20 protein-coding genes are annotated in these 23,985 nt (G+C 57.3%); 4 read left to right on the forward strand and 16 right to left on the reverse strand.

All coding sequences use genetic code 11. From position 1 onward, the window contains the following. Positions 1–47 precede the first annotated feature (47 nt). The 4 genes from C1H66_RS01025 to C1H66_RS01040 all read left to right on the forward strand — a co-directional run bounded on the left by C1H66_RS01025 (position 48) and on the right by C1H66_RS01040 (position 4,299). Positions 48–446 (forward strand): PA2779 family protein, encoded by a 399-nt coding sequence (locus C1H66_RS01025; RefSeq protein WP_102626107.1) that lies wholly within the window; start codon positions 48–50, stop codon positions 444–446. A 12-nt stretch (positions 447–458) separates the two neighbouring features. Then, complete coding sequence (locus C1H66_RS01030) at positions 459–1,442, forward strand: PA2778 family cysteine peptidase (RefSeq protein WP_102626066.1); 984 nt, start codon at positions 459–461, stop codon at positions 1,440–1,442. Then, positions 1,439–1,867 (forward strand): DUF488 domain-containing protein, encoded by a 429-nt coding sequence (locus tag C1H66_RS01035; protein WP_102626067.1) that lies wholly within the window; start codon positions 1,439–1,441, stop codon positions 1,865–1,867. Before C1H66_RS01030 ends, C1H66_RS01035 begins: the two co-directional genes overlap by 4 nt. 410 nt (positions 1,868–2,277) lie before the next feature. Beyond that, positions 2,278–4,299, forward strand: a complete 2,022-nt coding sequence (locus C1H66_RS01040; protein WP_102626068.1) for a polysaccharide biosynthesis protein — start codon at positions 2,278–2,280, stop codon at positions 4,297–4,299. A 67-nt stretch (positions 4,300–4,366) separates the two neighbouring features. On the opposite strand, the gene C1H66_RS01045 is transcribed toward C1H66_RS01040, so the two are convergent. From C1H66_RS01045 to C1H66_RS01120, 16 genes are all read right to left on the reverse strand, one after another. Continuing rightward, positions 4,367–5,317: a Stealth CR1 domain-containing protein gene (locus C1H66_RS01045; RefSeq protein ID WP_102626069.1), complete on the reverse strand. Its 951-nt coding sequence runs from the start codon at positions 5,315–5,317 to the stop codon at positions 4,367–4,369. A gap of 106 nt (positions 5,318–5,423) precedes the next feature. Beyond that, a complete protein-coding gene (locus tag C1H66_RS01050; RefSeq protein WP_102626070.1) occupies positions 5,424–6,275 on the reverse strand; it encodes an aldolase/citrate lyase family protein in 852 nt (283 codons plus the stop codon). Next, a complete protein-coding gene (locus C1H66_RS01055; protein ID WP_102626071.1) occupies positions 6,272–6,922 on the reverse strand; it encodes a sugar transferase in 651 nt (216 codons plus the stop codon). Before C1H66_RS01055 ends, C1H66_RS01050 begins: the two co-directional genes overlap by 4 nt. Before the next feature lie 249 nt (positions 6,923–7,171). Then, the gene (locus tag C1H66_RS01060; protein WP_102626072.1) at positions 7,172–8,386 is read right to left on the reverse strand and encodes a hypothetical protein; all 1,215 of its coding nucleotides are present in this window, start codon (positions 8,384–8,386) and stop codon (positions 7,172–7,174) included. A gap of 82 nt (positions 8,387–8,468) precedes the next feature. After that, the gene (locus C1H66_RS01065; RefSeq protein ID WP_102626073.1) at positions 8,469–9,644 is read right to left on the reverse strand and encodes a glycosyltransferase family 4 protein; all 1,176 of its coding nucleotides are present in this window, start codon (positions 9,642–9,644) and stop codon (positions 8,469–8,471) included. After that, positions 9,644–10,606, reverse strand: coding sequence for a D-2-hydroxyacid dehydrogenase (locus tag C1H66_RS01070; RefSeq protein WP_170064057.1), 963 nt, complete (start codon positions 10,604–10,606; stop codon positions 9,644–9,646). The genes C1H66_RS01065 and C1H66_RS01070 overlap by 1 nt, the downstream gene beginning before the upstream one ends. 25 nt (positions 10,607–10,631) lie before the next feature. Next, positions 10,632–11,417 (reverse strand): hypothetical protein, encoded by a 786-nt coding sequence (locus C1H66_RS01075; protein WP_102626075.1) that lies wholly within the window; start codon positions 11,415–11,417, stop codon positions 10,632–10,634. Further along, complete coding sequence (locus tag C1H66_RS01080) at positions 11,414–12,118, reverse strand: nucleoside/nucleotide kinase family protein (protein ID WP_146010653.1); 705 nt, start codon at positions 12,116–12,118, stop codon at positions 11,414–11,416. The genes C1H66_RS01075 and C1H66_RS01080 overlap by 4 nt, the downstream gene beginning before the upstream one ends. 72 nt (positions 12,119–12,190) lie before the next feature. After that, positions 12,191–13,405 carry a hypothetical protein gene (locus C1H66_RS01085; RefSeq protein WP_102626077.1) on the reverse strand — a complete coding sequence of 405 codons (1,215 nt, stop codon included), beginning with the start codon at positions 13,403–13,405 and terminating at the stop codon, positions 12,191–12,193. 30 nt (positions 13,406–13,435) lie between these two features. Next, positions 13,436–13,909 carry an adenylyltransferase/cytidyltransferase family protein gene (locus tag C1H66_RS01090; RefSeq protein ID WP_102626078.1) on the reverse strand — a complete coding sequence of 158 codons (474 nt, stop codon included), beginning with the start codon at positions 13,907–13,909 and terminating at the stop codon, positions 13,436–13,438. Between the two features lie 14 nt (positions 13,910–13,923). Continuing rightward, positions 13,924–15,123: a CDP-glycerol glycerophosphotransferase family protein gene (locus C1H66_RS01095; protein WP_102626079.1), complete on the reverse strand. Its 1,200-nt coding sequence runs from the start codon at positions 15,121–15,123 to the stop codon at positions 13,924–13,926. Between the two features lie 235 nt (positions 15,124–15,358). Then, positions 15,359–17,215, reverse strand: coding sequence for a protein kinase family protein (locus C1H66_RS22420; protein WP_146010654.1), 1,857 nt, complete (start codon positions 17,213–17,215; stop codon positions 15,359–15,361). A 20-nt stretch (positions 17,216–17,235) separates the two neighbouring features. Continuing rightward, positions 17,236–18,039 (reverse strand): AAA family ATPase, encoded by an 804-nt coding sequence (locus C1H66_RS01105; protein WP_170064058.1) that lies wholly within the window; start codon positions 18,037–18,039, stop codon positions 17,236–17,238. A 117-nt stretch (positions 18,040–18,156) separates the two neighbouring features. Continuing rightward, positions 18,157–19,026, reverse strand: coding sequence for a glycosyltransferase family 2 protein (locus C1H66_RS01110; protein ID WP_102626082.1), 870 nt, complete (start codon positions 19,024–19,026; stop codon positions 18,157–18,159). Between the two features lie 217 nt (positions 19,027–19,243). Continuing rightward, a complete protein-coding gene (locus tag C1H66_RS01115; protein ID WP_102626083.1) occupies positions 19,244–20,701 on the reverse strand; it encodes a lipopolysaccharide biosynthesis protein in 1,458 nt (485 codons plus the stop codon). Positions 20,702–20,811: 110 nt separating this feature from the next. Then, positions 20,812–23,076, reverse strand: coding sequence for a polysaccharide biosynthesis tyrosine autokinase (locus C1H66_RS01120; protein ID WP_240618177.1), 2,265 nt, complete (start codon positions 23,074–23,076; stop codon positions 20,812–20,814). Between the last annotated feature and the right edge of the window lie 909 nt (positions 23,077–23,985).

Below are 23,985 nucleotides of genomic sequence, written 5' to 3' on the forward strand. Positions count from 1 at the left end.
CATCAAGGAGCCGGAAGCCAAACCCAAGAAGAAGGAACACCACGATGATGAAGAAGATCTGCCGTTTCCTCAGCCCCCTGCTCATCGCCGCCCTGGTGCTGGGCAGCCTCCCTGTCGCCGCGGCCCCTCACGCCACGCCGGGCAGTGACCTGATCACCACCGAGGCGGCCCTGAATGCCGAACGAGGCCAGACCGACCGCGAGCGAATCCACGAGATCCTCGCCCGTGACGACGTCCAGCAACAGCTCGTCGCCCAGGGCGTGGATCTCGCGGAAGTGGAAGCCCGCGTCGCCGCCCTGTCCGACGAGGAGGCCGCCCAGATGGCCGACCAGCTCGACCAGCTCCCCGCCGGCGCCAATATCGTCGGTGCGCTGGTGCTGATCTTCCTCGTGCTGCTGGTCACCGATATCCTCGGCCTGACCAACGTCTTCCCCTTCACGCGCTGACCGGGGAGCCCCATGACACTACGCCGTTCACGGCAGCACACTCATGGCACCCCATGGAACGCCCGCTCAGCGGGCGTTCTCGCGTTGTTGCTGCTGATGCTCACGCTGGCCGGCTGTGCCACCACGCCACATCTGGCCGAGTCCACCCACCAACGCCTGCCCCGCCAGGCACTGATCGAGGACGTTCCCTTCCATGCCCAGCGCGACTACCAGTGCGGTCCCGCCTCCCTGGCCATGGTCCTCAACGCCGAGGGCGTCGACGTCGAGGTCGACACCCTGATTCCCCAGGTCTTCCTGCCCGGGCGAGAGGGCAGCGTCCAGCCCGAGATGCTCGCCACCGTACGCCGTCACGGCCGCATCCCCTTCGTCATCGACAGCCGCCTCGATGCGCTGCTGACCGAGATCGATGCCGGCCATCCGGTGGTGGTGATGCAGAACCTCGCGCTGCCGACCTGGCCGATGTGGCACTATGCCGTGGCCATCGGCTACGACCTGGACGACAACGAGCTGATCCTGCACAGTGGCGAGGAGCCCGAACGGATCGAGTCCTTCCGGCGCTTCGATGCCACCTGGGCCCGCAGTGATCGCTGGGCCTTCGTCGCCCTGCCACCCGGTGCGCTCCCCGAGGGGATCGCCGAAGACCGCGCCGTGGCGGCGATCTCCGCCTACGAGCGGGTACAGGGTGCAGCGGCCACCCTGCCCGCCTGGGAGGCCCTGGTGGAGCGCTTTCCCCGGGCGGCCATGGGCCACTTCGCCCTGGGCAATGCGCGACATGCCACGGGTGATGCCCTGGGGGCCATCCAGGCCTTCGAAGGCGCCGTGTCGGTCCAGCCGGAACTCGCCGTGGCCTGGCTCAACCTGGGCCTGGTACTGCGCCATCAGGGGGATCTGCCCGCCGCACGCCGGGCCCTGGAGCGGGCCGCCGACCTGCCCGGCCACTGGCAACCCCAGGCCCGCGAGGCGCTGGCCGGCCTGCAGGAGGAGATCCGGTCATGAGTTACGATATCGTCCTCAAGCGCATCTACCGCCCCGCCGCGTCCGAGGACGGCGCCAGGGTCCTGGTCGATCGCCTCTGGCCGCGAGGCAAGCGGCGCGAGAGCCTGGCGCTGACCGACTGGTATCGTGACGCCTCCCCCTCACCGGCGCTGCGCCGCCAGTACCACCGGCAGGAGATCAGCTTCGCCGTGTTCGCCGCTCGCTATCGCGGCGAACTGCGCGACGATCCTGACAGCCTGCTGCCGTTGATGCGCCATGCCCGCCAGGGTCGGCTGACCCTGCTATCGGCTGCCCGCGAGCTCGACGACTCCCACCTGCCGCTCCTGCGCGAGGCGCTGCTCGCCGCCCTGCACGCCGAGGATACCGCAGATCGCGAACCCGCCTCGTCGCCCTGCTTCGGGCGTCGGCTGGATGAGGAAATGTAACACCCATACCACCGTGCCATCCCCCTCCTGCAAGCCCCCCGGTCAGCTGGCAAGCCCTGCCAGTTGACCGGGGGCAGCATCCGCAGGGCATTACCATCCGGACCTCCCGGAATGATTTCACTCCTGCCTTCCAGTTGCCAATCCCCGTCATGACAATGTCATGAAAACCATCTTGGTCCGCCAACCGCTCTCCCCTAAGCTCAAATACGTTTCTAGACAAAACTTCACGCAGCCTCACGAAGCACCTCTCCAGAACCGCGGTGCTTCCGAGTTTATTTGGCCCGTCGGGAGCATGGGCCGAGCACGAGAGAACGAGGGCCTCGAACGCCAGGACGAGCGGAACAACTATCGACGGGATGCTGCGCCAGCCTGAACACAGTGCTAGCGGGTAGGCCACCAAAGGACGACTCATGGAACAGCTTCTTGCCAAGGTCTTTCGCCTGCACAGGAGGGTGAAGCGGTGCATCGAGCTGCTGGTCGACACCCTACTGCTTTCGACGAGTTTCTGTCTGGCCCTGGTCCTCAAGCAAGACAGCCTGGCCGCGCTGCTGGCGCCCGAGACCTGGAGCGCCCTGCTGCTGGGGATTCCCGTCTCGCTCTTCGTGCTCGTGCAGTTGGGCTTCTACCGTACGGTGATTCGCTACAGCTACCTGAACATGGGTTCGCTCAAGGCGCTGCTGCTGGGCGTGGCCAGCTCGGTGCTGGTGTTCCATGTCGTCTCGCTGTTCACCGGCCTGAGTCTCTCGTCCACGACGCTGCTCATCTATGGCATCCTGGCGATGCTCACGGTGGGCGGGGTCCGCTACCTGTTGCGCACGCTCTATCACCTTCAGGCGACCGGCCGCAGGACCCGCGTGGCGATCTACGGCGCCGGCGCCTGCGGCTCACAATTGGCTGCCCTGCTCCGCCAGAGTGGCGAATACCTGCCGGTCGCCTTCGTGGACGACTGGCGCGGGATGCATGGCACCCAGGTGGAAGGGCTACAAGTGTACCCCTCGCAGGAGCTGCACCACCTGATCAACCATTACAGCGTCGAACGCATCCTGCTGGCCATTCCCAGCACCACTCGCGCTCGACGGCGGGAGATCCTCGAGACGCTGGCACCACTCTGCGTGCCGATCCAGACGGTGCCAGGCATGGAGGACGTGGTAAGCGGACGAGCGCTTATCCAGGACATCAGGGACGTCGCCGTCGAAGATCTGCTCGGCCGCGACCCGGTGCCGCCCATGATGGAGCTGCTGGATGCCAATATCCGCGCGAAGGTGGTCATGGTCACCGGCGCCGGAGGCTCCATTGGCTCGGAACTGTGCCGACAGATTCTGCGCCTGCGGCCCCGACGCCTGGTGCTGCTCGATAACTGCGAGTATTCCCTCTATGCCATCGAGGCGGAACTGAGGCAGATCGCCTGCCTGGAGGACCTGCCCGATATCATCGAGCCACTGTTGGGTTCGGTACAACAGCGCAGCAGGCTGGAGGGCATGATGCGTGCTTTTCAGGTACAGACGGTCTATCACGCTGCCGCCTACAAGCATGTGCCCATCGTGGAGTTCAACGTCATCGAGGGAGTGCGCAACAACGTCTTCGGCACCCTGGAAACCGCACGTGCCGCCATCTCGGCGCGGGTCGAGACCTTTGTCCTGATTTCCACCGACAAGGCGGTCCGCCCCACCAATGTCATGGGCACGACAAAGCGCCTGGCAGAGCTGATCTGCCAGGCGCTGTCGATGGAACAGAGCACGACCCGATTCTGCATGGTCCGCTTCGGCAATGTGCTCGGCTCGTCCGGCTCGGTGATCCCGCTCTTTCGCAGCCAGATTGCCAGGGGCGGGCCGATCACCGTCACCCACCGGGCGATCACCCGTTACTTCATGACCATTCCCGAAGCCGCCATGCTGGTGCTTCAGGCCGGCGCCATGGGCAAGGGAGGCGATGTCTTCGTGCTCGACATGGGCAGCCCCGTCGAGATTGCCGAGCTGGCGAGGAGAATGGTCTACCTCTCCGGTCTGGAGGTGAAGGATGACAGCCACCCCGGTGGCGACATCGAGATCCAGTACACCGGCTTGCGCCCAGGGGAAAAACTCTATGAAGAGCTACTCGTCGGCACCGATGTCACCCCCACCCGCCACCCCCGCATTCTCAGTGCTCGCGAAACCTGCTGGAAATGGATGCAGCTGGACGCCCTGCTCATCCAGCTACAGCTCTCTGTCGAGAGAGGGGATATCGAACAGATTCGTCAGCTACTGCTCGACTCCCCCACCTCCTATCAGCCGCAGGGACCGATCGTCGACCTGATATGGCAGGCGCACAGTCCTCGGGGCGGCCTGGAGACTCTCACAGCGATCACGCCCCCCTCATCGGAAAGCGAGTCTACCGCCTCGTCAGCCGCTGAACGCGACCTCGCCAACATTGCGTTGTTGAAGGGATATCAGTGACCGAAACGAGAAGCCGGAGGGCATTGCAGCCACTCGCTCAGAGACGCCAATGGCTTACGCCCCACCCTCATCTCTCCCATGGTGCACGCCTGAAGAAAAGAAGCGAAAGCGCAACCTTTGCAATAACACCTCTTAACACATGAGGAACACCACCCTTCCCATCATTGAAATTCAAGAACCGAGGAGAAATGAGAACAAGATAAGGGAGCTTCAGGATCGACCGCCACCTTGATAATGTCACGGTATTACTAACCGAGGAAAATCGACGAATGACCTCCACCTCCTGCTCTCCCGAAAAGTGATAGTACCAGGGATAAAAAAAGCTTATCGGAGGGATATCCCTGTACGACCTGAACCTTTCCTTTCTTGTCGCATCAAACTGCTCAATATAATCCCTCTCCAACGACTCCATTAGTTCCTTTCTAGCCACATAGGGGGCATGAGCCATTCTGTAAAGGGTATTGAAGCACCATTTCTCTCTAATCAAGTTTGCGGCATTCACCCCGGCCGAAACATAACTATCATGCTTATATCTATCAACATCACCCGCCTGGATTGGCTGCTTTTTCATTGCCCAGCTTTTCAACCTTCCATCTTCCATGACAAAATACCCACGGGGTGTTTTTCTACAAACAAACATATCGTCATTGAAATAAATAAAAATATCTGAAAGGCCATGGATTTTATGTAGACAGGCCTCTATTGCCCTGGAATTGAAGACAGGAAGGACCTCGTTATCTGGAAAAATATCGGCATGAGGCACCATGAAAATCCTTGGATGGGTTTCATCAAGCCATGAAGGCTTCTGGGAGTCGGTTACAATATATATATTATTCACCCACCTCATGTTCTTGTGAATAGATCTTAACGCATACTTGAGCTCATCTTTATTATCCCACCTGGACTTATCGATGGCCTTTTCGCTCAACCGCCCCGCTTCCCGCAGGGCATTGTCTTTTTTCTTTATCCATTCGGGATCGCTACCATCCACCCAAGTAAAGACAACATCTATCTTCATGTTTACATACCATCCAGTGAAGAGCGAAAAAGACGCATGTCGCAATCATGGCGCAAAACAAGAAGCCGGCTCGGGTATTTCATTGACTAAGACGTGCCCCTCCGTGTCATGATGCCTGAAGCCACCGCGCGCTCGACCGCTGCCTGCCGATCTCGGCGGCCTTGCAAGCAAGGCGCCTCTGGTACTCCCTCAGTAGCGTCGAATCGGCGGCCCCCAGGTCCCTGTAGCATTGATGGATCGCCGACAGCTCCGCCGCCAGGTCGAGCTGGTCGACAAGCCTGTCCAGCGAAGTCGCACCGCCATGGAAGGCACGTGACAGGATCACCCACTCGGAACCAAGCCGTACATGTTCGCTGATGATCCAGTCTGCGGGCACATCGCCCATGCCAATGCGTCCGACACCTCCAATGCCGAAAGGCACACCTGCGTCACGACAGAGCGCAGCCGGACCGTCCAGCAGTCGCCCCCCTAGGACCTCGAAGAGAAAGTCGAGGCCCATGTCGATACAGAGGTCATTCAAGCCGAAGTGTACCCGGTCACCGACCTGCAGGAGCGGCAGGATCACGGGTAGCCTGGCCAAGCCCGAGGCGGTTTCCACCAGCAGGGTCACCGGCACCCGGCCGGCCACCGCGGACTTGAACTCCGCCACCTCATCGCACGTGCGGAACATCGGCAGCATCAGCCGGCCAGCCCCGGCGGCTATCGCGGCCTCGACCTCCGCGGCCGTACCCTCCCAGGGAGGATTGATGCGAGCCATCAATTCGGCACGCGTCAGGACCCTGGCGATGCGCGAAATGTCATTCGTCGTGTGCTCGCTCTTTTGCGTATCCAGGTGTCCCTGTCGCTCCGACTTACCGCGAATCTCCATATCGATGAAAATGGTATCGACCCCACAGGCCTCGGCATGCCGCGCCACCTCCGGCATCGCCGTGATCATTTTGAAATGCAGGTGTTTCATTCCGAATCCCTCGCATGTCGTGTGCGTAATTCTTCACGATATTCCCGCCAATTCTTCCCACTCCCACCGTAGATTCCCTTGAAGGCGATGACGACATAAGCAGTCATCATGATCAGCCTTAGGTCGAGAAAAAAACTCGCCCTATCGACGTAATTTGCATCGAACTCAAGCTGTTCCATCCAGCCAAGGCTGCGCCGGCCCTGCACCTGTGCCAGCCCGGTGAGTCCCGGACGAACGGAAAACCTTTTCCTATATATTTCGGGAACCACCTCGACCTGCTCCCGAAGAATCGGGCGCGGACCCACGAGACTCATGTCGCCTTTCATGATGTTGAACAGCTGGGGGAGTTCATCGAGACTCATTGCCCTGAGCATCCGCCCCACACGGGTAATTCGAGGATCCTGACCCGAGCAGATCACCCCTTCGGAGAATTGATCGATCGACTCGGGATCGCGATCCAGCATGGTGCGAAACTTGAAGATCCGAAATTCTCGCAGGTCCCGTCCGACTCGCTTCTGGGCAAAAAGCACCGGCCCCGAACTATCCAGCCTGATCAGCAGGGAGATCAGCAACATCAAGGGTGCCAGGAGCACGATTGCCCCCCCCGAGACGACCACGTCAAAGCCGCGTTTCACGGTCGCCTTCATGAGATGCTCTCCAGGTATTCTTCCATGCCACCTACTCGCCCATGACCAACGACACCAGGGACCGAATCTCCATTGACGGGCAGATCCCGGGAGGTAGTCGATCGGAATAGCGCGACTCATTAACGCGCGCGGATCTCACAGTCGCTCCATGAACGCCTACCGGCGTCTTGACGAAACAGTGTCAAGTTCCATCGATCATGGTGATTGGAGATTGCGGCTCTGACATACGCAGCCCTGAGCGGGAGGCGTCTACACTTCGGGGTTGAGAGCTTCCGAAGTGGCAGGATCGACGACGGTGGAGTCGGCCGCCGTGAGTTGGCGTGCCGCCGCCATATCGTCGATATACCAACGGTGGGCCGCCAGATAATAGTTCTCGGTGATATCGGCCCTGGTCATGGGCCAGCCAAGCGTGTCGGCATGGTGATCCGCAGGGCGGATCGTGCCGGGCGGCCGGGGCGTCGCAGCGGTTGCCGGCCCGGGGGTCAGGATGCGTATGACTCGCCCGAACGGCCACGTCAGAATCGTGAAGGGCGCGCGCGCGGCAGCAATGCCGGTTCCGTCGCCGGTGACGATGAGGGCATGACCGTACAGTCCCGCCTTGATGCACCTTCCCACACTCCGAAGGCTGTCCAGCCGGTTAGCGTCGGGACGCCCGGCGAGATGCTGCGTCGCGACCCCCAGCCCTTGCAGCACCTCCTCGAGGAGGGATGTGACCTGGTCGCCCTGCACCCCGCTCACTTGGAACAGCACCGGTGCCACCGGTCGCTTCAGCAGGATCCTGCGCCGCCGTCCCATGACCATACGGCGGCGGCGGCGCACCATGAGCGGCAAGCCGCTATGGCGCAGGGAGGCCCGTGCCGCTGCCAGCACAAAGGCGAGTCGACACTGGCGTGTGATGACCCGCCCGTTCAGGATCGCCCGGACGTCCTGGGTCAGCCGCTTGCCGAATGTCAGCTCCAGGTCACTCAGCCACGCCTCCCGCGTCTCGCCAGGGGCTGCCAGCCAGTGCGCTCTCGCCTCGGCGATCCGTGCCCTGTCAGGTGCCTTGCCTCGCAGGAGCTTGCGCAGGAGGAGGTCAGACACGGCTGCCACGCCGGCAAGCACTGGGCCATCAGGGCCCTGCCGGGTGGTGATCAATGACTCACGACAGGTGAGTGCTCCGCCGACCTTGAGATCGCCGAAAGTGATGTCCACCAGCTGACCACCGAACTGCGCCGTCATCACGAGCACGACATGTCGCAGCCAGCGCGGGTCGGATTCCAGCGAAATGATGCTCACCGCCCGGGGCGACAGGGCCCTGGCGAATGCCTTGATCTCCTCGCTGTGTACCCACAGGTCCACATCCTTGACGGAGGCGGACTCCAGCCATGCTGCGAGTCCGACCTCGCCGCCTCGCAGTGCCCAGTGAATGCCGCCAGGCGCCGAGTCCCGCAACAGCTTCAGCAGGGAATGTTTCGGGTTCATGGCCCTCGTGCCCCCTCCCGGCATCTTCGTACGCTGCACCGCTTCATGCGCCTGGTGGCCACATGCGGTGCATCGCCCCCCCTCATGTCGAGCTCTGCAACGGTTCCAGGGCGTGCGCGATCGACATTTCGCACAGCATCTGCTGGTTGACGAGGTGGATGGAGAACTTCTGCTCTGCCATCTTGCGGCCGTTGTGGCCCATTTCCCTGACCAGCCCCGGGTCGTTGAGGAACGTTTCCATCCTCGCCGCGATGGACTCGGCATCCCTGGGTGGCACTAGCCATCCGTTGACGCCTTCCTGGACGGTCTCGCGACAGCCAGGGGAGTCGCAGGTGATCACGGGACGCCCGGTGCTGAGTGCTTCCAGCAGGCTGCGCGGTATTCCCTCTCGGTAGTAGGAGGGCAGTACCATCACCGAAGCGCTCTTCAGGTAGCGATGCACATCCCTCACCTTGCCCGGCAACCGGACAATGCCCTCTTCATGCCACGCCTCGATCTGCGCTGTGCTGATGGAGTTGACCAAGGCCCCATCGGCATCACCCAAGGCAACGAACTCGGCCGCCGGATACCGGCGAGACAGGCGTCTTGCCGCCTCGACAAAGTCATCGATGCCCTTCTCCTTCAAGAACCGCCCCATGAACAGGAAGGTGATCGGCTCAGTCGGTGCCTCGGCATAGGGATAGTCGTCGAGATCCACGCCCGAGCCGTTCACGACCACACTGCGGGCAAGGTGACGAAACAGGAGATTCTGCTGAAGCTCGGCGCGGTCATCGGGGTTCTGGAAGAAGAATGCCTTGCTCAAGCCGCCCGCCAGGGCATAGCAGTAAGTCACCAGCGCGCGAATGATCCGGGTTCGTCGATCGTGGGTGCCGTAGAGGTAGCCAAGCCCGGTGGCCAGGCAGTACGTCTCCCGAACCCCGGCCAGCCTCGCCGCCGGGATTCCCAGGATGATCGGCTTGACGGCATAGGCGAAGACCGCGCGGGGAGCGATCTCCCGGATCAACTTGCGCAGGTGCAGGAATCTGGACAGCTCCCCCCTCAAGCCCATGCTGTGTCGCTCGAGGTGGTAGCGCCATGTCGTGATGCCCAGCTCATGAACGTCCTGCAGAAAGTCATCGTCCGGCACCAGGGCGCCGACGCTCAGGCCTCGGTCCTGCAACGCCCGGACCAGGGAGCCACGATTGACCGCGAGTGAGCGCGTATTGGCCGCGATGAACAGGACATCGATCTCGTCGGATGGATCGTCACGATAAGACATCAATAGCCTCTCTCGGGGAAGACTTCGGTTATCAGGGGGGCACCGGACAGGTAGGCGGACATGTTGTCCCGGAGCACGGCCAGCCCTAGCTCATGGCCGGCGCCGAATCGACCCGAGACATGCGGCGTGATGAGGAGGTTCGGTACGTCCCATAATGGGGAATCGGGTGGCAATGGCTCGTCCCTGAAGGCATCCAGCGCCGCCCCGGCAAGTTGTCCGGATGCCAGCGCGTCGATCAACGCCTGGTCATCCACCATCTCGCCACGCGCGATATTGACGAAGATGGCACCAGGCCTCATGGCCTGGATGACTTCACGGCTGAAGACGCCACGGGTCGCGGTGGTCAAGGGAAGGGCGCAGAACACATAGTCGAATTCGCCGACGATCCCGGGCAGTGTCGCCAGGCCATGGATCCGGTTGAAAGGAGCACGTGGTCCGGGTGTTCTGGCAATCGCCTCGGCCTCGACGCCAACGGCCGCCAGGACCTCGCCTACGCGCCGTCCTATCCCCCCTGCACCGCAGACGAGCAGGCGTTTTCCGGCGAGCTGTCCCAACGATGAACGCGACCAGCGCTTCTGCGCCTTGCACTCGCCAAAGAAGCCAAGCCGTTTCTCGAAGTACAGCAGGACCGCCAGCAAGTATTCGGCCATCGCCTCGGCATGAATGCCTCGTACGTTGGTGATGCGAAACGGGACGGGGGCATTGCCGATGACGCCGAGTGTGCGGTCGAGACCAGCACTCATGATCTGGACCCACTTCAGCCGGGTCGGAGGGCCTTGCAGACAGGCGATGAGTGCCTCGCTCTCGTGCCCGACGATCACCTCGGGTGCATGACGGTCGAACGCTTCCCGGGTACTGCAATCAACGGTGACGAGATCAGGAACGAGATCACACAGCGTTGAGGTGATCCGCTCTTGCCAGTACGCATACTGGCCCGGATCGAATGCCAGCCCCAGTTTCATGTTTCCCCCGGTTGCGAGCGTGGCTTCACGGCGCCGTAGGCAGGCCAGCCGCCCCCTCATTCACCGCAGCTCCTGGCTTGCCCTCGTCAAGCCCCAACTCGACGGCGAGAGACGACAGCCTGTCGGGCGCCATCTCGGCGGCATCATTGCGGAAGGTCACGATACGCAGCCGCCCCTCGGCTTCAAGCGACAGGAGTTCAGCAAGGATCTCCTGAACGATGTGTGCCGACCGCTGGCTGGCTGCCTCCTGCTCGTGCCCGCTTCTGTCCATGACGCTCTGCCCATCAGTGCGCTCGGCCTGCCGCCGTCGTATCACGGCAGGCGCGGCCACGACATGTAATACGACGATCGGGCGCGACGGCATCAATGACAGCGAGAACTCGATCCATTCCCGCATCGGAAAGCCCCTGCCAGCCGGTGGCTCGGCACGAAAGCGCAGCGACCAGACCGCCTGGAAGATGCCCTGGCAGAGCAGAATCGGGGCTCTCTTGCGGTGCAAGTGCTGGATCATGGCCAGCAACTGCACCCAGTTCGCCAGCGCCCGAACCGCGCCGGCGGCACTCATCCAGGGTGTGCGCCGAACGAGTGACACCAGACCGTCGGCTCGTGACAGGAGGCTTGGCAGGTAGCGCAAGCTGAGGCACAGCTTCCTCGTCACCCTGCCAACCCTCCGGCTACCCGCCAGCGGGAAGGCTTCGGTCAGGACGGGCGCCTGCCGCAGCAACGGCGACATCACGAGCCGATGAGTGACATAGGACTTCCCCACCGCTGGGCTGCCGAAGGCCTCGATATAGGGGGCCGAGGTCGTCACAGGCCCCCCAGCCGCCCTTCGAGCGTCGTCAACACCTCCTGCAAAGTGCCATTGTTCCCGATTCGCTCGACTCGATGGGCGATGGGATGGAAGTCGATGTTCTCGCGATACCGCCGCACGATGTCCTCGGTGCTCTCCTTGCCGGCCTTGACCCGCTCGGCATTGCGCTGGATGGCTACCTGTTCATCCACGATGAGATAGAAGGCGATATCCGCTGGCTCCATGCGCCGGTAGATCGCCATCTCCCACCCGGCCAGCACCCGCAGCACGGCACCGGTCAGGCCCGGTAGATCCGTGGCGATCTTCGGCCCGTCCATCTTGCCATGCTCCAGGGTTGGCCAACGATCGGAGACCACCGTGACCCCGGAACGCGCCAGCGCACGGGCCCGGCGAGAGACCTTCAGGCGCAGCAGTGCCAGCACCAGACTCGGCAGCGCATCGCGAAGTATGCGCGCCCGGTGCCGTGGCCGGCGGTCGCCTCCGTTCGTGCCGCCACCGTCGCTGTTGCGCAGCCAACTGCGAAGGGCCTCGAGCCTCCCCCCCTGGGGCTTGCCGGCGCTGACTCGTTCAACTCGCCGCGTCGCCTCCAGCATCGACAGAAGGTTGTCCACGACGGTGGATTTCCCGGCCCCGTCGACGCCCGAGATGACCAGAACCTGTCCCTCCCGGGGCAACGCGCTATCGTCACATCTGGTATTCATGTTTCCCCCATGGAAACAGCATGAATCGGTAACGCCAGGAGTGTTCAAGACGTCCTTCATGACGGGTCACTCTCATGAGTGATCAATCTTCGAGGCATGGCTATGATCGAGATGAGCGAGGGATCCACGTCGGTCAGCCGTTGCGCTACGCCTTCTGGCATCAGCCTTGCTTGCCAGTTGCATCGATGTCCAATAGACAATGACGAGAAAGACCCAGAACAGCGTAAACCTTAGCCCTTGGTGTGTCAGAGAGTAGAGGGCTGGTGCGAGTAATATGAAAAAATGGGGAGCACGCCCCTTGATGAAGCTCAACCATAACACGGCGAGGAATAGCATGAGCCCCACCACGCCATAGGAAAACAGCATCGTGGCAAAACTCGAGTGAATTTCCTGTCGGTAGCCAAACCGGTCCCTCCCACGTTCACCTGCGCCCAGGATCACATGTTCAGGGTACTCCAGTATCCGATTGTAACCACGACTATCGCCAACATTTTCGATTTTCCTTTCGATCAGGTCCACTCTTCCGAAGAGCATGCGATGTATTTCATTGCCGAAACTGGTTGACAAGACAGCATAAAAGAAAGGAACCAGGAGCAGAGCGATGACCAGTAGTCTCGTCGTCGTCCTGGAGAACGATGTCTTCAACTTCAACAGAAGGCCCAGGGCCACCATGAAGAACGCCGCCAAGGCAGTCAGTGAAGCGGCGGACATCAAGTAAAGCGTAAGCACCCCCAGGACGATCGTATTACCGGTAGAGGCCAGCCTCTCCACCTTGGTCAGCAGTATCAGCATGCCGGCCATGAGCAGAGAAAAATACGCCAACTGGTTAGGGTTATTGAATGGCCCGATTGCTCTCCTTGAACTCAGCATCACATCGTAAGACCAGTATAACAACACGACCAGAACAGCGCACACAATAGAAGTGATAAGTACCTTCCTGTATCGCTCGCCATGCCGACCAAGGAATGTCAACAGGCAAACCGCGACCAGTATATTATAGACATAGTATATGGCCGGGAGAAAGATCCCCCCATCGTTATAATAGATAGCATTCACGATAGATACGAAGACGACCCAGGCACCCAAGCATACGAGAACGAAAGAAAAGGCATCCTTCTTGAATTGTGCAACAAGATGCCCAGGGGAGAGCAAAAGCATTGACATCACGAACATGGCCCAGGCCATGTCAGTGGGTTGAGGATTGCCACTTGAAAATATATATATAGGAGAGAGGCAAATTGCCACAAACGCGAAGAAAAGTTGCAGCCTCGACACAGGAATCGCCATGACAACCTCGAACGCACGGGTGATGAGCCATTACTCCAGATCTTGCTTCAGCATCTGCAATACTTCGAACGCCTTAATCAAGTCTTCATGGGGAATGGACAGGAAATTCTTCAACGACTTCTTGAGTTCCGTGGTGGAAATATCCTTCGTTCTCTCCAGATAGACGACCCTGCAAATATCGGAAAGGAAATCGAACTGACCTTTCCAGTCATCACCAATGGCAAAGACATCAACTCCGTACTTGTTAATATCGCTTCGCTTCTGCGCCCAGCTTTCTTCAGGAATGACAAAATCAACATTCTTTATCGACCCGACGATGGCTGCCCGCTGCTCATAAGGCATCAGGTTCCTCTTGCCCTTTTCTCGATTGAACTCATCCGTGGAAACAGCAACGATCAAGCGACCACCGAGTTCGCTCAATCTGTTGATCAGATTAAGATGCCCAATATGAAACATATCAAAGGTTCCATATGTGATGACGGTAACATCTTTCTTGCTGTCCATTAAGCACCCCCTGGCTAGATGTTCTCCTTGATGTCTCTCACGATCCTCGAGCAGGCCTCCATGGCACTGCCCCTTTCGTGAAGCGACTGAAAATATGCTGCCTTGCTGGTCGCATTCACAATCCATTGCTCGTCGAGCACGTCATCCAGGCAATCGATCTTCAGCGCGGGCTCGGACTCTCCATAGGGAGCGTAAAGTCCCGTGTCCTCGGCAATATATTCTTCGAGGTCCGGCGCGTAAAGAAATACGGGGCGCCCCAATATGCAAAAATCATATATTATGCTAGAATAATCCGTTATCAAGATATCTACATCATGCAGAGCAGAGTTGATGTCTTCCAGCTGTTTGCATGTGAGTTCAAGGAACCCCATTCCCTTCAATTGATGAGCAGCGTCACTTTCCAGATCGACAATCAAGGAGGGGTGGGGGCGCAAGATGACAAAGTATCCGTTCAGGTTAGCGTTCGAAACGAACGCCGCGAAGTCGGATCCGATTCTTAGCCTGAATTTGCTACTGGCTCGGCGTGTCGGGGCATACATGATGATCTTGTCATAGTCGTCGCCTCGCCTTAAATTAGCCTCCTTCCCGATGACTTGCCACAGAACGTTTCGGTTCTCGAGAATTCCTTTCCAGCGTGGATATCCCGAGTTTATCACGACCGTCTTCCCTCCTGCATAGGCACTCTCGAAACGCTGCTTGGACAACTCGGAAGAAACAAAAGCGATCAGGGGTGACCGCCGCTGTGGCGTTCTTTCCCTTATGTTTCTGTAGAAGAAACTCGACACTCCGCTCCGGCGGGAAGCATTGCTATCGACACCCATTCTTTTCATGGGCGTTCCATGGGTTATCTTGAAGACCTTTGCACGGTAGCTCGCATAGGGGTTGACATCATCGGCAGAATGACTGACCACTGCCACGCTGGCACGCAACGAATAGAATATTCCCTTTGGCGAAATCCAGTAATATGCCCGAAACCCATCATCATTGATTGCCTTGACGACGCTTCTCGATTTCGAAATCCATATGGGCTGGATGCCACTACCTTCCGAAGCTATCGTTTCAAACAGATATCTGGGATTGTCCGCATACTGATGGCCATGCCAGGCACCAAAGACCCATATGGATTGATTCTTTGCGACAAGATAGGACATCAGAACCAATGGAGATAAGGCCATGGTAGTCAAGGACTTGGTGAGTGAACTAAGCGGCTTCATGAGCCCACGACTCCGGTCATAGTGGTTGCTTGACCATTGCCCTGCATAAGACAAGGATATTGGTCGGCAACAAACTCATCAAGTAATGGACTGACTATTCTTGCGAGAGTACTGACGAATGGATATTGATGGCATTATCAAACTCCCAATGCGGGTGATCCCGCGGCTATAATGACTGATCTTCAGGGAAGCTAGCACCTTGCGCAAGACATAACCATCCACTTCCATCAAGCTTTCAAAGAGAAGACTTCAATCTCTTTGCGGCATTCTTGACGGAAAAATAAAAAAAAGTCCCTCCCCTGACAGCGTGAAGAACCAGCGGGGGAAAGTCATGAATACAAAAGAACAGCGGCAACCCCGTGTAGCCAAACCACCTCGACCAATACAGATTCTCTTTGTCTCGCAACTGGGGATAATCCCCTTCGAAACCCTCGGGTGCCGAGTACCAAGCAAAATTACCAACCAGTGTATCCGAGGGAGTATCGGCCTTCTGAAGAAACTCGAAATCAATTGCTTTCAAACCCTTCTCCGAGTCAAAAAGCACATTATGAGGATTGAAATCCACATATTCGTACCCGCGCGACCTGTAATGCACTATGATATTCTTCATTTTCTGAATCGCCCAGATCGGAAGATAATTGTTTTTATGAAACAGTGGGCGAAGCTTGGAGACCCTGTCAATTGAGCCGCCACAAAACTCTATAACGATATAGTTATCTCCAACCTCCAGAATACTGGAAATTTCATTCACACCTCTCCCGATGTCTCTGGCAGTGACTTCACGCTGAAGATAGCGTTCTCTACCCTCTTTGAATGTCTTGCAGATGGCTTTCATTCCGTGAAAACTGATCAACTCGACCTTGGCTCTGCGGGCATGCTTGCTGAGGTCTTCGATGACCTCGTACGGCGTGAGAAATGCTATATGCTTCCTTCTTGCTTCTTCCTGAACATAGCTAATACAATCAGGATTTATCAACTCCAAGTATTCAAGAGCCTGGGCCGCATGGTCCGTAGAGTGTATGATATTACAGCGCTCCTCGGGCGCCCTGTCATTATTGTACACTGCTCTTATTGTTCGCTTTGCCAAGGGTATCCTGTCATTATCCAGGCCAACATGTTCTTGTATCGTTTCACCACTCGGCACGATTGGTTTTACATCAATGGTCACGAAATAATAGACAGGCAGACCGCCACTTACAGCCCAGGGGCCCTTCCCCCAGTTCCCACCACGTATGTTTTCTGCAATAGTGTGAACTCGATCGGCGCAGATCTCTCCCTCCAGAATATGGTCAAACCCAATAACAAAAAGCTTTTCCTTTATTCTGGAAAGATAGTCAACGCCCTTCTCTCTGACGAGAAACACAGTCAGCCCCTTCAAATAAGCGGGCAGCTCAGTCGATGTCGACAAAAGAGCATCCCTAACCCACTGGTTTTTCTGTGATATCTTTTCCAGTGTATCAGTAGCAGGCCTCCAACCCATTTTCTCCAGGACGCCATCGATGCCTTCAAGTGTCATTTCAAAGCCATCGAACCTGAAGCTGGAGTTTTCGTACAACCTCTCGATCACTCCTGCATAATCGTGATCCCTGGGGGAAATGACTTTCTTGTTCAACTCATGGTCACTCGAAGGCAGCCCTGACATGTACCCCTTGTGATACACGGCATGATAACACATTGACAAGAAGTGCTCGTCAGGGGCAGGGGCTCTAACCAAGTCGCTCCACCATATGGCATTATTCAAGATCTGCCTGGCACTAGCCACGGGGTAGTATGCCATGCCATGTGAGCTTGTTCCCGGCAAGCCGCTGACGCTATATATGTCACAAGGGATATCTTGGCGTTTCTCATCAACACCGACATAAGATGTCATTCTTTCAGCATCTTCATCCGCGACCAGAATATCAATATCTTCCCCAGGCGACACTTCGGGAAGTTCTTCAAACCAGCGCAGCACCACATAATTCACGTCATTTTCTTTCAATACCTTCAAGAAACCAGTCACGCCAAGAGAGTGATCAATGAAACGACGATGAGTGGCGGGTCGCCCGAGAAGACTTGCAAAACGGCGCTTCAGTAACTTCTTGACTCTCATTGCATGTCTACCTCTTGTGTTCACCGGTAGATATCTGACGGCCTGAACAAGGGAAAACGGGTGTTCCGTGCTTGATACAGCATCTCTCTTGGACAGCAATCGACATCAGCTTCGCTTATTATTCTTTTCATGTTTTCGGGTATCATGCCCAATTGATTGATGATTTCCTTTCGCATTGTATGAAAAAAATCTTCCTGCCCCTTCATTTCGGCCACAGCCAGCCTCTTGTTTCTTTTCAGATGTCGCTCGAGGGCCACCTCGGGATCGACATCAAGAAAGATGACAAAGTTGGACTGCGATGCCTCCCAAACCCCATCAAAGCACGTATCATTATCATACTGCTTTATGAGCGCAAGAGTGGCCACCATCCTTTGGAACAATCCCTCGTCAAGAAAGACAAAATCGTCCTCGCTGATGTATGATGTTAAATAAATCATATCGGCCAGCACCTGTATCCGCTGATCATATATTTCCTGACTTATTTCCTTGACTTTATCCATTTGCTTCAAGAAAGCAGCATGGGCGGCAAGGTTATAATGGCCGCTGACCATCTCCTTGAAAATGCTCTGCCTTATCGCCCTCTCCATCCTTGCATAATCACATAATCCATATCTATTTTTCATCTTGAAAAACAAGTTTACAAGCCTTATCAAGCGCGAACTCTTCCCCTTGCCTCTTGCCCCATGATCAATCAGAAAATCGATACTCCTGGCATGCAAGTCTTCCCTGATCACCAGGTGATCGGCTTCCTCCATATTCTTTTTTGCCATGCGCGCCAATGTGGTTTTTCCAGCTCCCGGCAGGCCTACCAATTCAACTATCATAATCTGGCATCCTCGATTGGCACCTAATATAGTGAAGCAGCTCGCGAGATGAATCCCCAAGGATCGCGCCTGCGGGCAGCGGCGGATATCGCCCGGCAAAGCCATCGGCATCCTTCATCAAACTCTGCTCGGCTTTTCAATCCTCAACTCCAATTTCGAAAACAGATAGATTGCATAAACCTTTAGATAATAATAAACCAGGAAGGCAACCGCTATCTCTCGAGCGTTCAAGCTCTTGTTTTCCATCAATTCCGGCAGGGTTTTCACCGGTGGAAACAACCCTCTCCATAGTCGGCTCTTGTCGAATCCATTAATGCTATGCATCCCCCCTGTCACTCTTTTCTTCTTGCCTACCAGCTCGTCAACCGTGCATCTTGCGGGATGGTAGACGGCGCAGTCTTCTCCAAAGGCGATTGTTTTTCCCATTGCTGTAGCGCGTCGATTCCATTCAATGTCTCCCCCGGACATCAAGTGATCATCAAAATGACCGACCTCGTCCATGACAACTCGCCATGTAAATAAATTCGCCGTCACCGAAACCCCCTTGGCAGCATTTTTTTTCTGGCGAAAAGCAAATGCCTTTTCATAAACCTCGGCCCATGACAGCCTGTCACCCTTGAAAAAAAGCTCGACGCGTCCCGCCACACGATCTACGCCTCTCTTTAAATGATTCGTCCCATTCAACAACCAGTCCGAGCCAGGGATGCAGTCTGAATCCGTAAAAGCTAATATCGTCCCTTGCGCAACCTTCAAAGCCGCGTTTCTAGCCGCATAGGATCCTGGGTTGCTCTCGTCTATCATCAGGAAGCCTTTCGGCAAGAAAAAGTCCTCGGGGGGAGTGTCCAGCGGATCATTGTTGACGACAATGACTTCATAGCTTGGCGTAGACGCATCCTGTTTTTCAATGGCCTCTAGACATGTCTTTAGCCTCGCCCAGTCACGAAAAGTCGGTATGATGACTGATATCTCAACTTTTTTCTTTTCCATTAATTCCACCTGTACGCCAGGAAGAAAAACTCGTTGCTCCCGACCAAGGATACATGGTGCTCTCGTTCGGGATGCCGGGCGATGGCCAGCAACAGAAGAAAGAAAATACTTCGTCAGGAAGTGACGAGATCGACGACATGGATGACTGGACTTTCATTTATTCGACATCCGAGGCAATCACCGTGGTCAATCACTGCAGCTGGTGGCACGAAAACCATTATCTTTTCTGAGCCTTCCCCCCTCCCATGATCAGGGCTGTCTTGCTCTTGTGCCGGCCGCTCTTTTCCGAAAACAAGAAGAACACAGGCACGGCCAGAGCCGCATAACATGCAATAGACATCAAGGCTCTCCACTCCCAACCGAGTCCATTGAGCTCCAACCACCACGGCAACAACATTGCACACGATCCCGCTGAGGCCGGAAGCAATGCAAACATGATGTCATGCTCCCTTACACTTATTTCACGGCGCATCGCAGCATGGTGGGCAATCCTCGATGCCGTGTAATGCAGTACGACGCCCCAGGCCGCCCCCTGAAGGCCGAACCACAGCGTTCCCAGCCATATGGCCGGCAAGGCAACAAAAGTCGTATTGAGAAAGGAGATTCTAAAGGCTACCTGCGGTTTCCCGAGCCCCTTCAGCACCTCAGCCGGCGCCCCCGACATCGAAAAGATCATGCTGGCTAGGGCCAGAATCTGTACTGGGGCGATCGCCTCGCTCCATGTTTCGGTGAATAGTGAAGGAATCAGCAGGTCGGCGTAGAGAATCAACAGCATCGCGAAAGGAAAGGTGGCCAGCGTAGTATAACGGACCACAGCCATATAATAGGGCTTGATGGCACTGGGATCATCCTGCAAGCGACTGTACACTGGAAACAGCACCTTGTTAACAACGGCATAGATCTGTAGCCTCATGACTTCTGTGAGAGTAAAGGCCAGTGTGTAAAAGCCAAGGGCCGATGCGCCCAGTAGCTTGCCTACAAGAATCACGTCCATATGTTTACGAAGGAAGAATAGCGTGCTGTTCGCTAGCGTGTAGACGCTGAACCCTCTCACGTCGTACAGGACAGCAAGGTTGAAACGCCATCTCGGTCGCCACGCGGCAAATCGCCACAGCAGCATGAGGGTCACAAGGCTGGCGACCAGCGTCTTTGCGACCAGGCTCCATACCCCGGCACCTGCCAGAGCGAGGCCGATGGCCGCGATGGAGGCCGTCATCACTCCGACCATTTCAGCCAGTACCAGCAACCGGAACTGCATTACACGCGTCAGTCGTACCTGTGGGATCGTGGATAATGCCTTTGCCCAGATGCTGAAACTCAAGGCCATCGCGATGGGAGCCAGGAGGGGCTCTTGGTAGAACCAGACCAGAAACGGAACGCCAACCACCCACATGAAGGCGACCATCAAGCCGCCGGTAATGGTCAGGAACCAGAAGGCGCTGTCGTAACGCAGCAGGGATCCTTTGTCACGTTTGCGCTGGATCAGTGCTTTCTGGATGCCGAGATCGGCGAATATAGAGAGAAACCCGGACCCCACCAGCACCATCGAAACGAGCCCGAACTGCTCGGGAAGCAGCAGCCGAGCCAGGACGAGCTTGACGAACAGGCTCAATCCCTTGTTGACGACCAGGTTGACTCCCGTCCACACCATCCCCTTCGATATTCTTTTTCGCATGAGTTGTCTTGTCCGGAATCGCCATGAACACCACGCAGGTTTTCGATCGGTGCGGCACTCGCATGGTCGCTTTCGACGCTAGCCGCTTCCTTCAGGGCGAGACCGAGGGCCTAGCGATACTGGTAGAAGTAATATCCGCCATACTGCCCGGCAGCCGAGGAGGCCCTGCGCTCCATGGCATTGAGAATCACTCCCTGGACTTCCAGTCCATTGCTTTCCAGGCGACGCTTGGCGGCCAGGATCTCGTTTACCGAGTTGGTTTCGAAGCGCGCCACGAGCAGGGTGGTGTCACAATGGTTACCGACCACGCTGGCGTCTGTCACGGCCAGCACCGGCGGGGTATCGATGATGACCAGGTCGAATCGCTCCCCGAGTTGCTGCATGGTCTCGGCGAAGCGCGGATGCATCAGCAGTTCCGAGGGGTTCGGCGGCGCAGTGCCCCGCGTGATCAGCCAGTAGTCGTCGATGCCGGTGGGTTGGATGATGTCATCCAGCGAGACCTGCCCCGCGAGATAATCGGCGAGCCCATCCGCGCTCTGCTTGCCGAACGCATGGTGAATCTGCCCCTTGCGCAGATCCGCATCGATGAGCAGCACTCTCATGCCAGCCTTGGCAGCCACGGCACTGAGGTTGATGCATACGAAGCTCTTGCCAACACCGGGACTGGGGCCGGTGATCATCAGTCGGTTGTTGCGGCCCTCGAGCATGACGAAATGCAAGCTTGTGCGCAGGCCTCGAATCGCCTCCACTGCCACATCGGTTGGATCCCGGTCGGCCAGTACGCCGGCCATGATCTCTTTGGGCGAATGACTGCCCCGTTTCTTGACCCGCCGCTCCAGGCTCTGCTGATGGTTCGAGAACGGGATGGCGGCATACACCGGGAGACCCGCCGCCTCGATCTGGTCGGGGCTCTCCACTCCCTGGCGAAGCAGGGAACGCAGCATCACGCTGCCGATGGCGATCATCAACCCCAACAGGGTAGCCAGGATGACGATCAGTCGTTTTCTCGGGGCAATCAAGCCGCTGAGCTGTGCCCGGTCGATGATTCTCACGTTGCCGATGGTGCCCGCCTTGGCGACCTCGAGCTCCTGTACCTTGTTGAGGACGTTGACGTAGATCGCCTGTGTTACCTCCACGTCACGCGTCATGCGCACCACCTCCTGTTGAGCGGCGGGTAGTTCGTTCACCCGGGCGTTCAACTCGGCGCGCTCGCCCTCCAGATGTCGCTTCTGTCTGAGCAAGGTCTGATAGCTGGGATGGCTGGAGGTATAGCGCTGTGCCAGCTCCGCTTCCTGGAATTCCAGCTCGTTGAGGCGGCCTTCGATATCGATATAGCGCTGGATGGCGGCCTGAGCCTCACTGGAGAGATCCACGCTATCGAGTTCCGCTCGATAGCCGTTCAGTTTCTGCTCGGCCTGGGTGAGTTGGCTGCGCAGTTCGGGGACCTGCTCTCCCAGAAAGGCCAGGCTCTGTTCGGCCTGGGCCGACTGCCGCTCGACATTCTGTGTCAGAAAGGTCTCGGCAACGGCATCCAACGAGCGCAATATCTCCTCTGGATCGGGGCCGGTCATGGTAAGACGCAGCATCCCGGTCGATGAGCTTCGCCCACCCACTTCGGCGACCTCCAGCCGGCCTCCGATGGAACCTATGGCCGAGGCGCGATGGCGCCGGTTCAGAGTGAACTGCACGCCCGGGGGGGCATCGAAGGCATCGATGCGCAGCAAGAGCTGGTTATCGAGGAAGGTGCTGACCTCTCTCAGGGCGCCGCTCCCGACGGGTTGACCATTGATCAGCACCTGGTACCGAGTGCCGATATCGCGTTCCACGGTGATATCCTGACCGTGCCACTGCTCGGCCAACTCGAAGCGCCCCACCTCGATGCTCTCCCCGCCCCATACATAGGGCAATCGCTTCATGAAATCCGGCTGTGGAATACCGCTTCTCAGTACATAGTCGCCGATATACGGAATGGCGAGAGGAAATTCCGGCCGCTTGATTCCGCGACGCACTATGTACTCACCGATGATCGGAACCGTGACAGGCTGTATGGTCGTATCCTGCCCCAGTCGATCGACGACCTGCCCCAGCACCATGCGCGACAGTAGAATCTGCACTTCAGCCGAGGTGTTCGTTTCATTGCTTTCACCAAGGACGTTTCTCAGATCACCCAGTGGACTCACGGTAGACCTTCGCTCGACCTGTACTAGCGCATCGCCTTGGTAAATGGGAGTCGCCATCATTCCATAGGTGATACCACATAGCGTGAAGAACAACGTTACGGATACAATCAGCCACTTGTGATCAATCAGGATGCCGAAGATTCGACCAAGATCGATCACCTCTTCCCTTGAGTCACGCTGAATTGAATTGGACATGGTCATTACCACTTTTCGCTAGGGACAAGGCCTTTCACATCGAAAAGCCCTGGTATTGGGCGTGACCCGGTTCATGAACAAGCCGGGAGGGTGCGAAGCCAGCTCGTCATCGACGCCACCGGCCCGGGCCAGGGCCTCGGTCAGAGGATGCGCTCATTGCCAGCGCAGGGCAGCCGGGGGCTGGGTAGCTGTCCCGCCGCGGCGGGGGATAGGCGGAAGCATCACTGGTCCTTCCAGCCATCATGGTTGAACGGCATGTCATGCCGTGTGACGGCCAGGTTCCCCCAATTTTCTCATCATATGGAACCAGTTTATTTCGTATATCCCGAGATTAACCGCACCTTTCGTCATGTCGTATGCATTAGATAGGTCATATAGTGCAGTCCTGGACACGCTACAGATAGGTCATATAGTGCAGTCCTGGACACGCTACCGCCCGGGAGTCTTCACGTGGCATTCTCCGAAGCCGTCATGCGCAGATATATGATATGGACCAGCGGGCCATTTTTTCCATGAAAGTGGCACATGAAACGAAACATCGACCTTTAGCTACATAAGATTACATAGAGTGAGGAGGAACTGCATTCCTTATTTTCCTCATACTTTTTCTTCACATATCTCATTATTAAACTCGAGAAACTGACACTAGTTGAGTAATCCCCACACGGGGCAGCGAGACACACAGCAGCCCTCGCCTTTCCGCCAAGGGTGCGACGACTCCCCCTGCCCGCCTGGATACCAGCGCAGTCGTGAACCAGGACAGCTGGACAGCAATGTCCGACGCACCAGCGGCACGATTTTCCCCGGGCTTCGATGGATAAATCAGGTTAGCATGGCGAGTGTCTCATTCCCCTTCATGATAATTTTGAGACTATAGATGGCATGAACTTCAGCAACTCAACGGCTTGA

Origin of the sequence: Halomonas heilongjiangensis (assembly GCF_002879645.1) — a bacterium.
In the GTDB taxonomy this organism is placed as follows: Bacteria; Pseudomonadota; Gammaproteobacteria; order Pseudomonadales; family Halomonadaceae; genus Halomonas; species Halomonas heilongjiangensis.

What these genes read in the sequence shown, in the direction of transcription:
- C1H66_RS01085 (WP_102626077.1), bottom strand. Translation starts at nt 13,405, where the DNA reads ATGGCGATTCCTGTGTCGAGGCTGCAACTTTTCTTCGCGTTTGTGGCA.
- C1H66_RS01070 (WP_170064057.1), bottom strand. Translation starts at nt 10,606, where the DNA reads ATGAAACTGGGGCTGGCATTCGATCCGGGCCAGTATGCGTACTGGCAA.
- C1H66_RS01045 (WP_102626069.1), bottom strand. Translation starts at nt 5,317, where the DNA reads ATGAAGATAGATGTTGTCTTTACTTGGGTGGATGGTAGCGATCCCGAA.
- C1H66_RS01040 (WP_102626068.1), top strand. Translation starts at nt 2,278, where the DNA reads ATGGAACAGCTTCTTGCCAAGGTCTTTCGCCTGCACAGGAGGGTGAAG.
- C1H66_RS01065 (WP_102626073.1), bottom strand. Translation starts at nt 9,644, where the DNA reads ATGTCTTATCGTGACGATCCATCCGACGAGATCGATGTCCTGTTCATC.
- C1H66_RS01080 (WP_146010653.1), bottom strand. Translation starts at nt 12,118, where the DNA reads ATGAATACCAGATGTGACGATAGCGCGTTGCCCCGGGAGGGACAGGTT.
- C1H66_RS01030 (WP_102626066.1), top strand. Translation starts at nt 459, where the DNA reads ATGACACTACGCCGTTCACGGCAGCACACTCATGGCACCCCATGGAAC.
- C1H66_RS01095 (WP_102626079.1), bottom strand. Translation starts at nt 15,123, where the DNA reads ATGAAGCCGCTTAGTTCACTCACCAAGTCCTTGACTACCATGGCCTTA.
- C1H66_RS01120 (WP_240618177.1), bottom strand. Translation starts at nt 23,076, where the DNA reads ATGTCCAATTCAATTCAGCGTGACTCAAGGGAAGAGGTGATCGATCTT.
- C1H66_RS22420 (WP_146010654.1), bottom strand. Translation starts at nt 17,215, where the DNA reads ATGAGAGTCAAGAAGTTACTGAAGCGCCGTTTTGCAAGTCTTCTCGGG.
- C1H66_RS01115 (WP_102626083.1), bottom strand. Translation starts at nt 20,701, where the DNA reads ATGCGAAAAAGAATATCGAAGGGGATGGTGTGGACGGGAGTCAACCTG.
- C1H66_RS01060 (WP_102626072.1), bottom strand. Translation starts at nt 8,386, where the DNA reads ATGAACCCGAAACATTCCCTGCTGAAGCTGTTGCGGGACTCGGCGCCT.
- C1H66_RS01105 (WP_170064058.1), bottom strand. Translation starts at nt 18,039, where the DNA reads ATGATAGTTGAATTGGTAGGCCTGCCGGGAGCTGGAAAAACCACATTG.
- C1H66_RS01035 (WP_102626067.1), top strand. Translation starts at nt 1,439, where the DNA reads ATGAGTTACGATATCGTCCTCAAGCGCATCTACCGCCCCGCCGCGTCC.
- C1H66_RS01110 (WP_102626082.1), bottom strand. Translation starts at nt 19,026, where the DNA reads ATGGAAAAGAAAAAAGTTGAGATATCAGTCATCATACCGACTTTTCGT.
- C1H66_RS01090 (WP_102626078.1), bottom strand. Translation starts at nt 13,909, where the DNA reads ATGGACAGCAAGAAAGATGTTACCGTCATCACATATGGAACCTTTGAT.
- C1H66_RS01050 (WP_102626070.1), bottom strand. Translation starts at nt 6,275, where the DNA reads ATGAAACACCTGCATTTCAAAATGATCACGGCGATGCCGGAGGTGGCG.
- C1H66_RS01055 (WP_102626071.1), bottom strand. Translation starts at nt 6,922, where the DNA reads ATGAAGGCGACCGTGAAACGCGGCTTTGACGTGGTCGTCTCGGGGGGG.
- C1H66_RS01025 (WP_102626107.1), top strand. Translation starts at nt 48, where the DNA reads ATGAAGAAGATCTGCCGTTTCCTCAGCCCCCTGCTCATCGCCGCCCTG.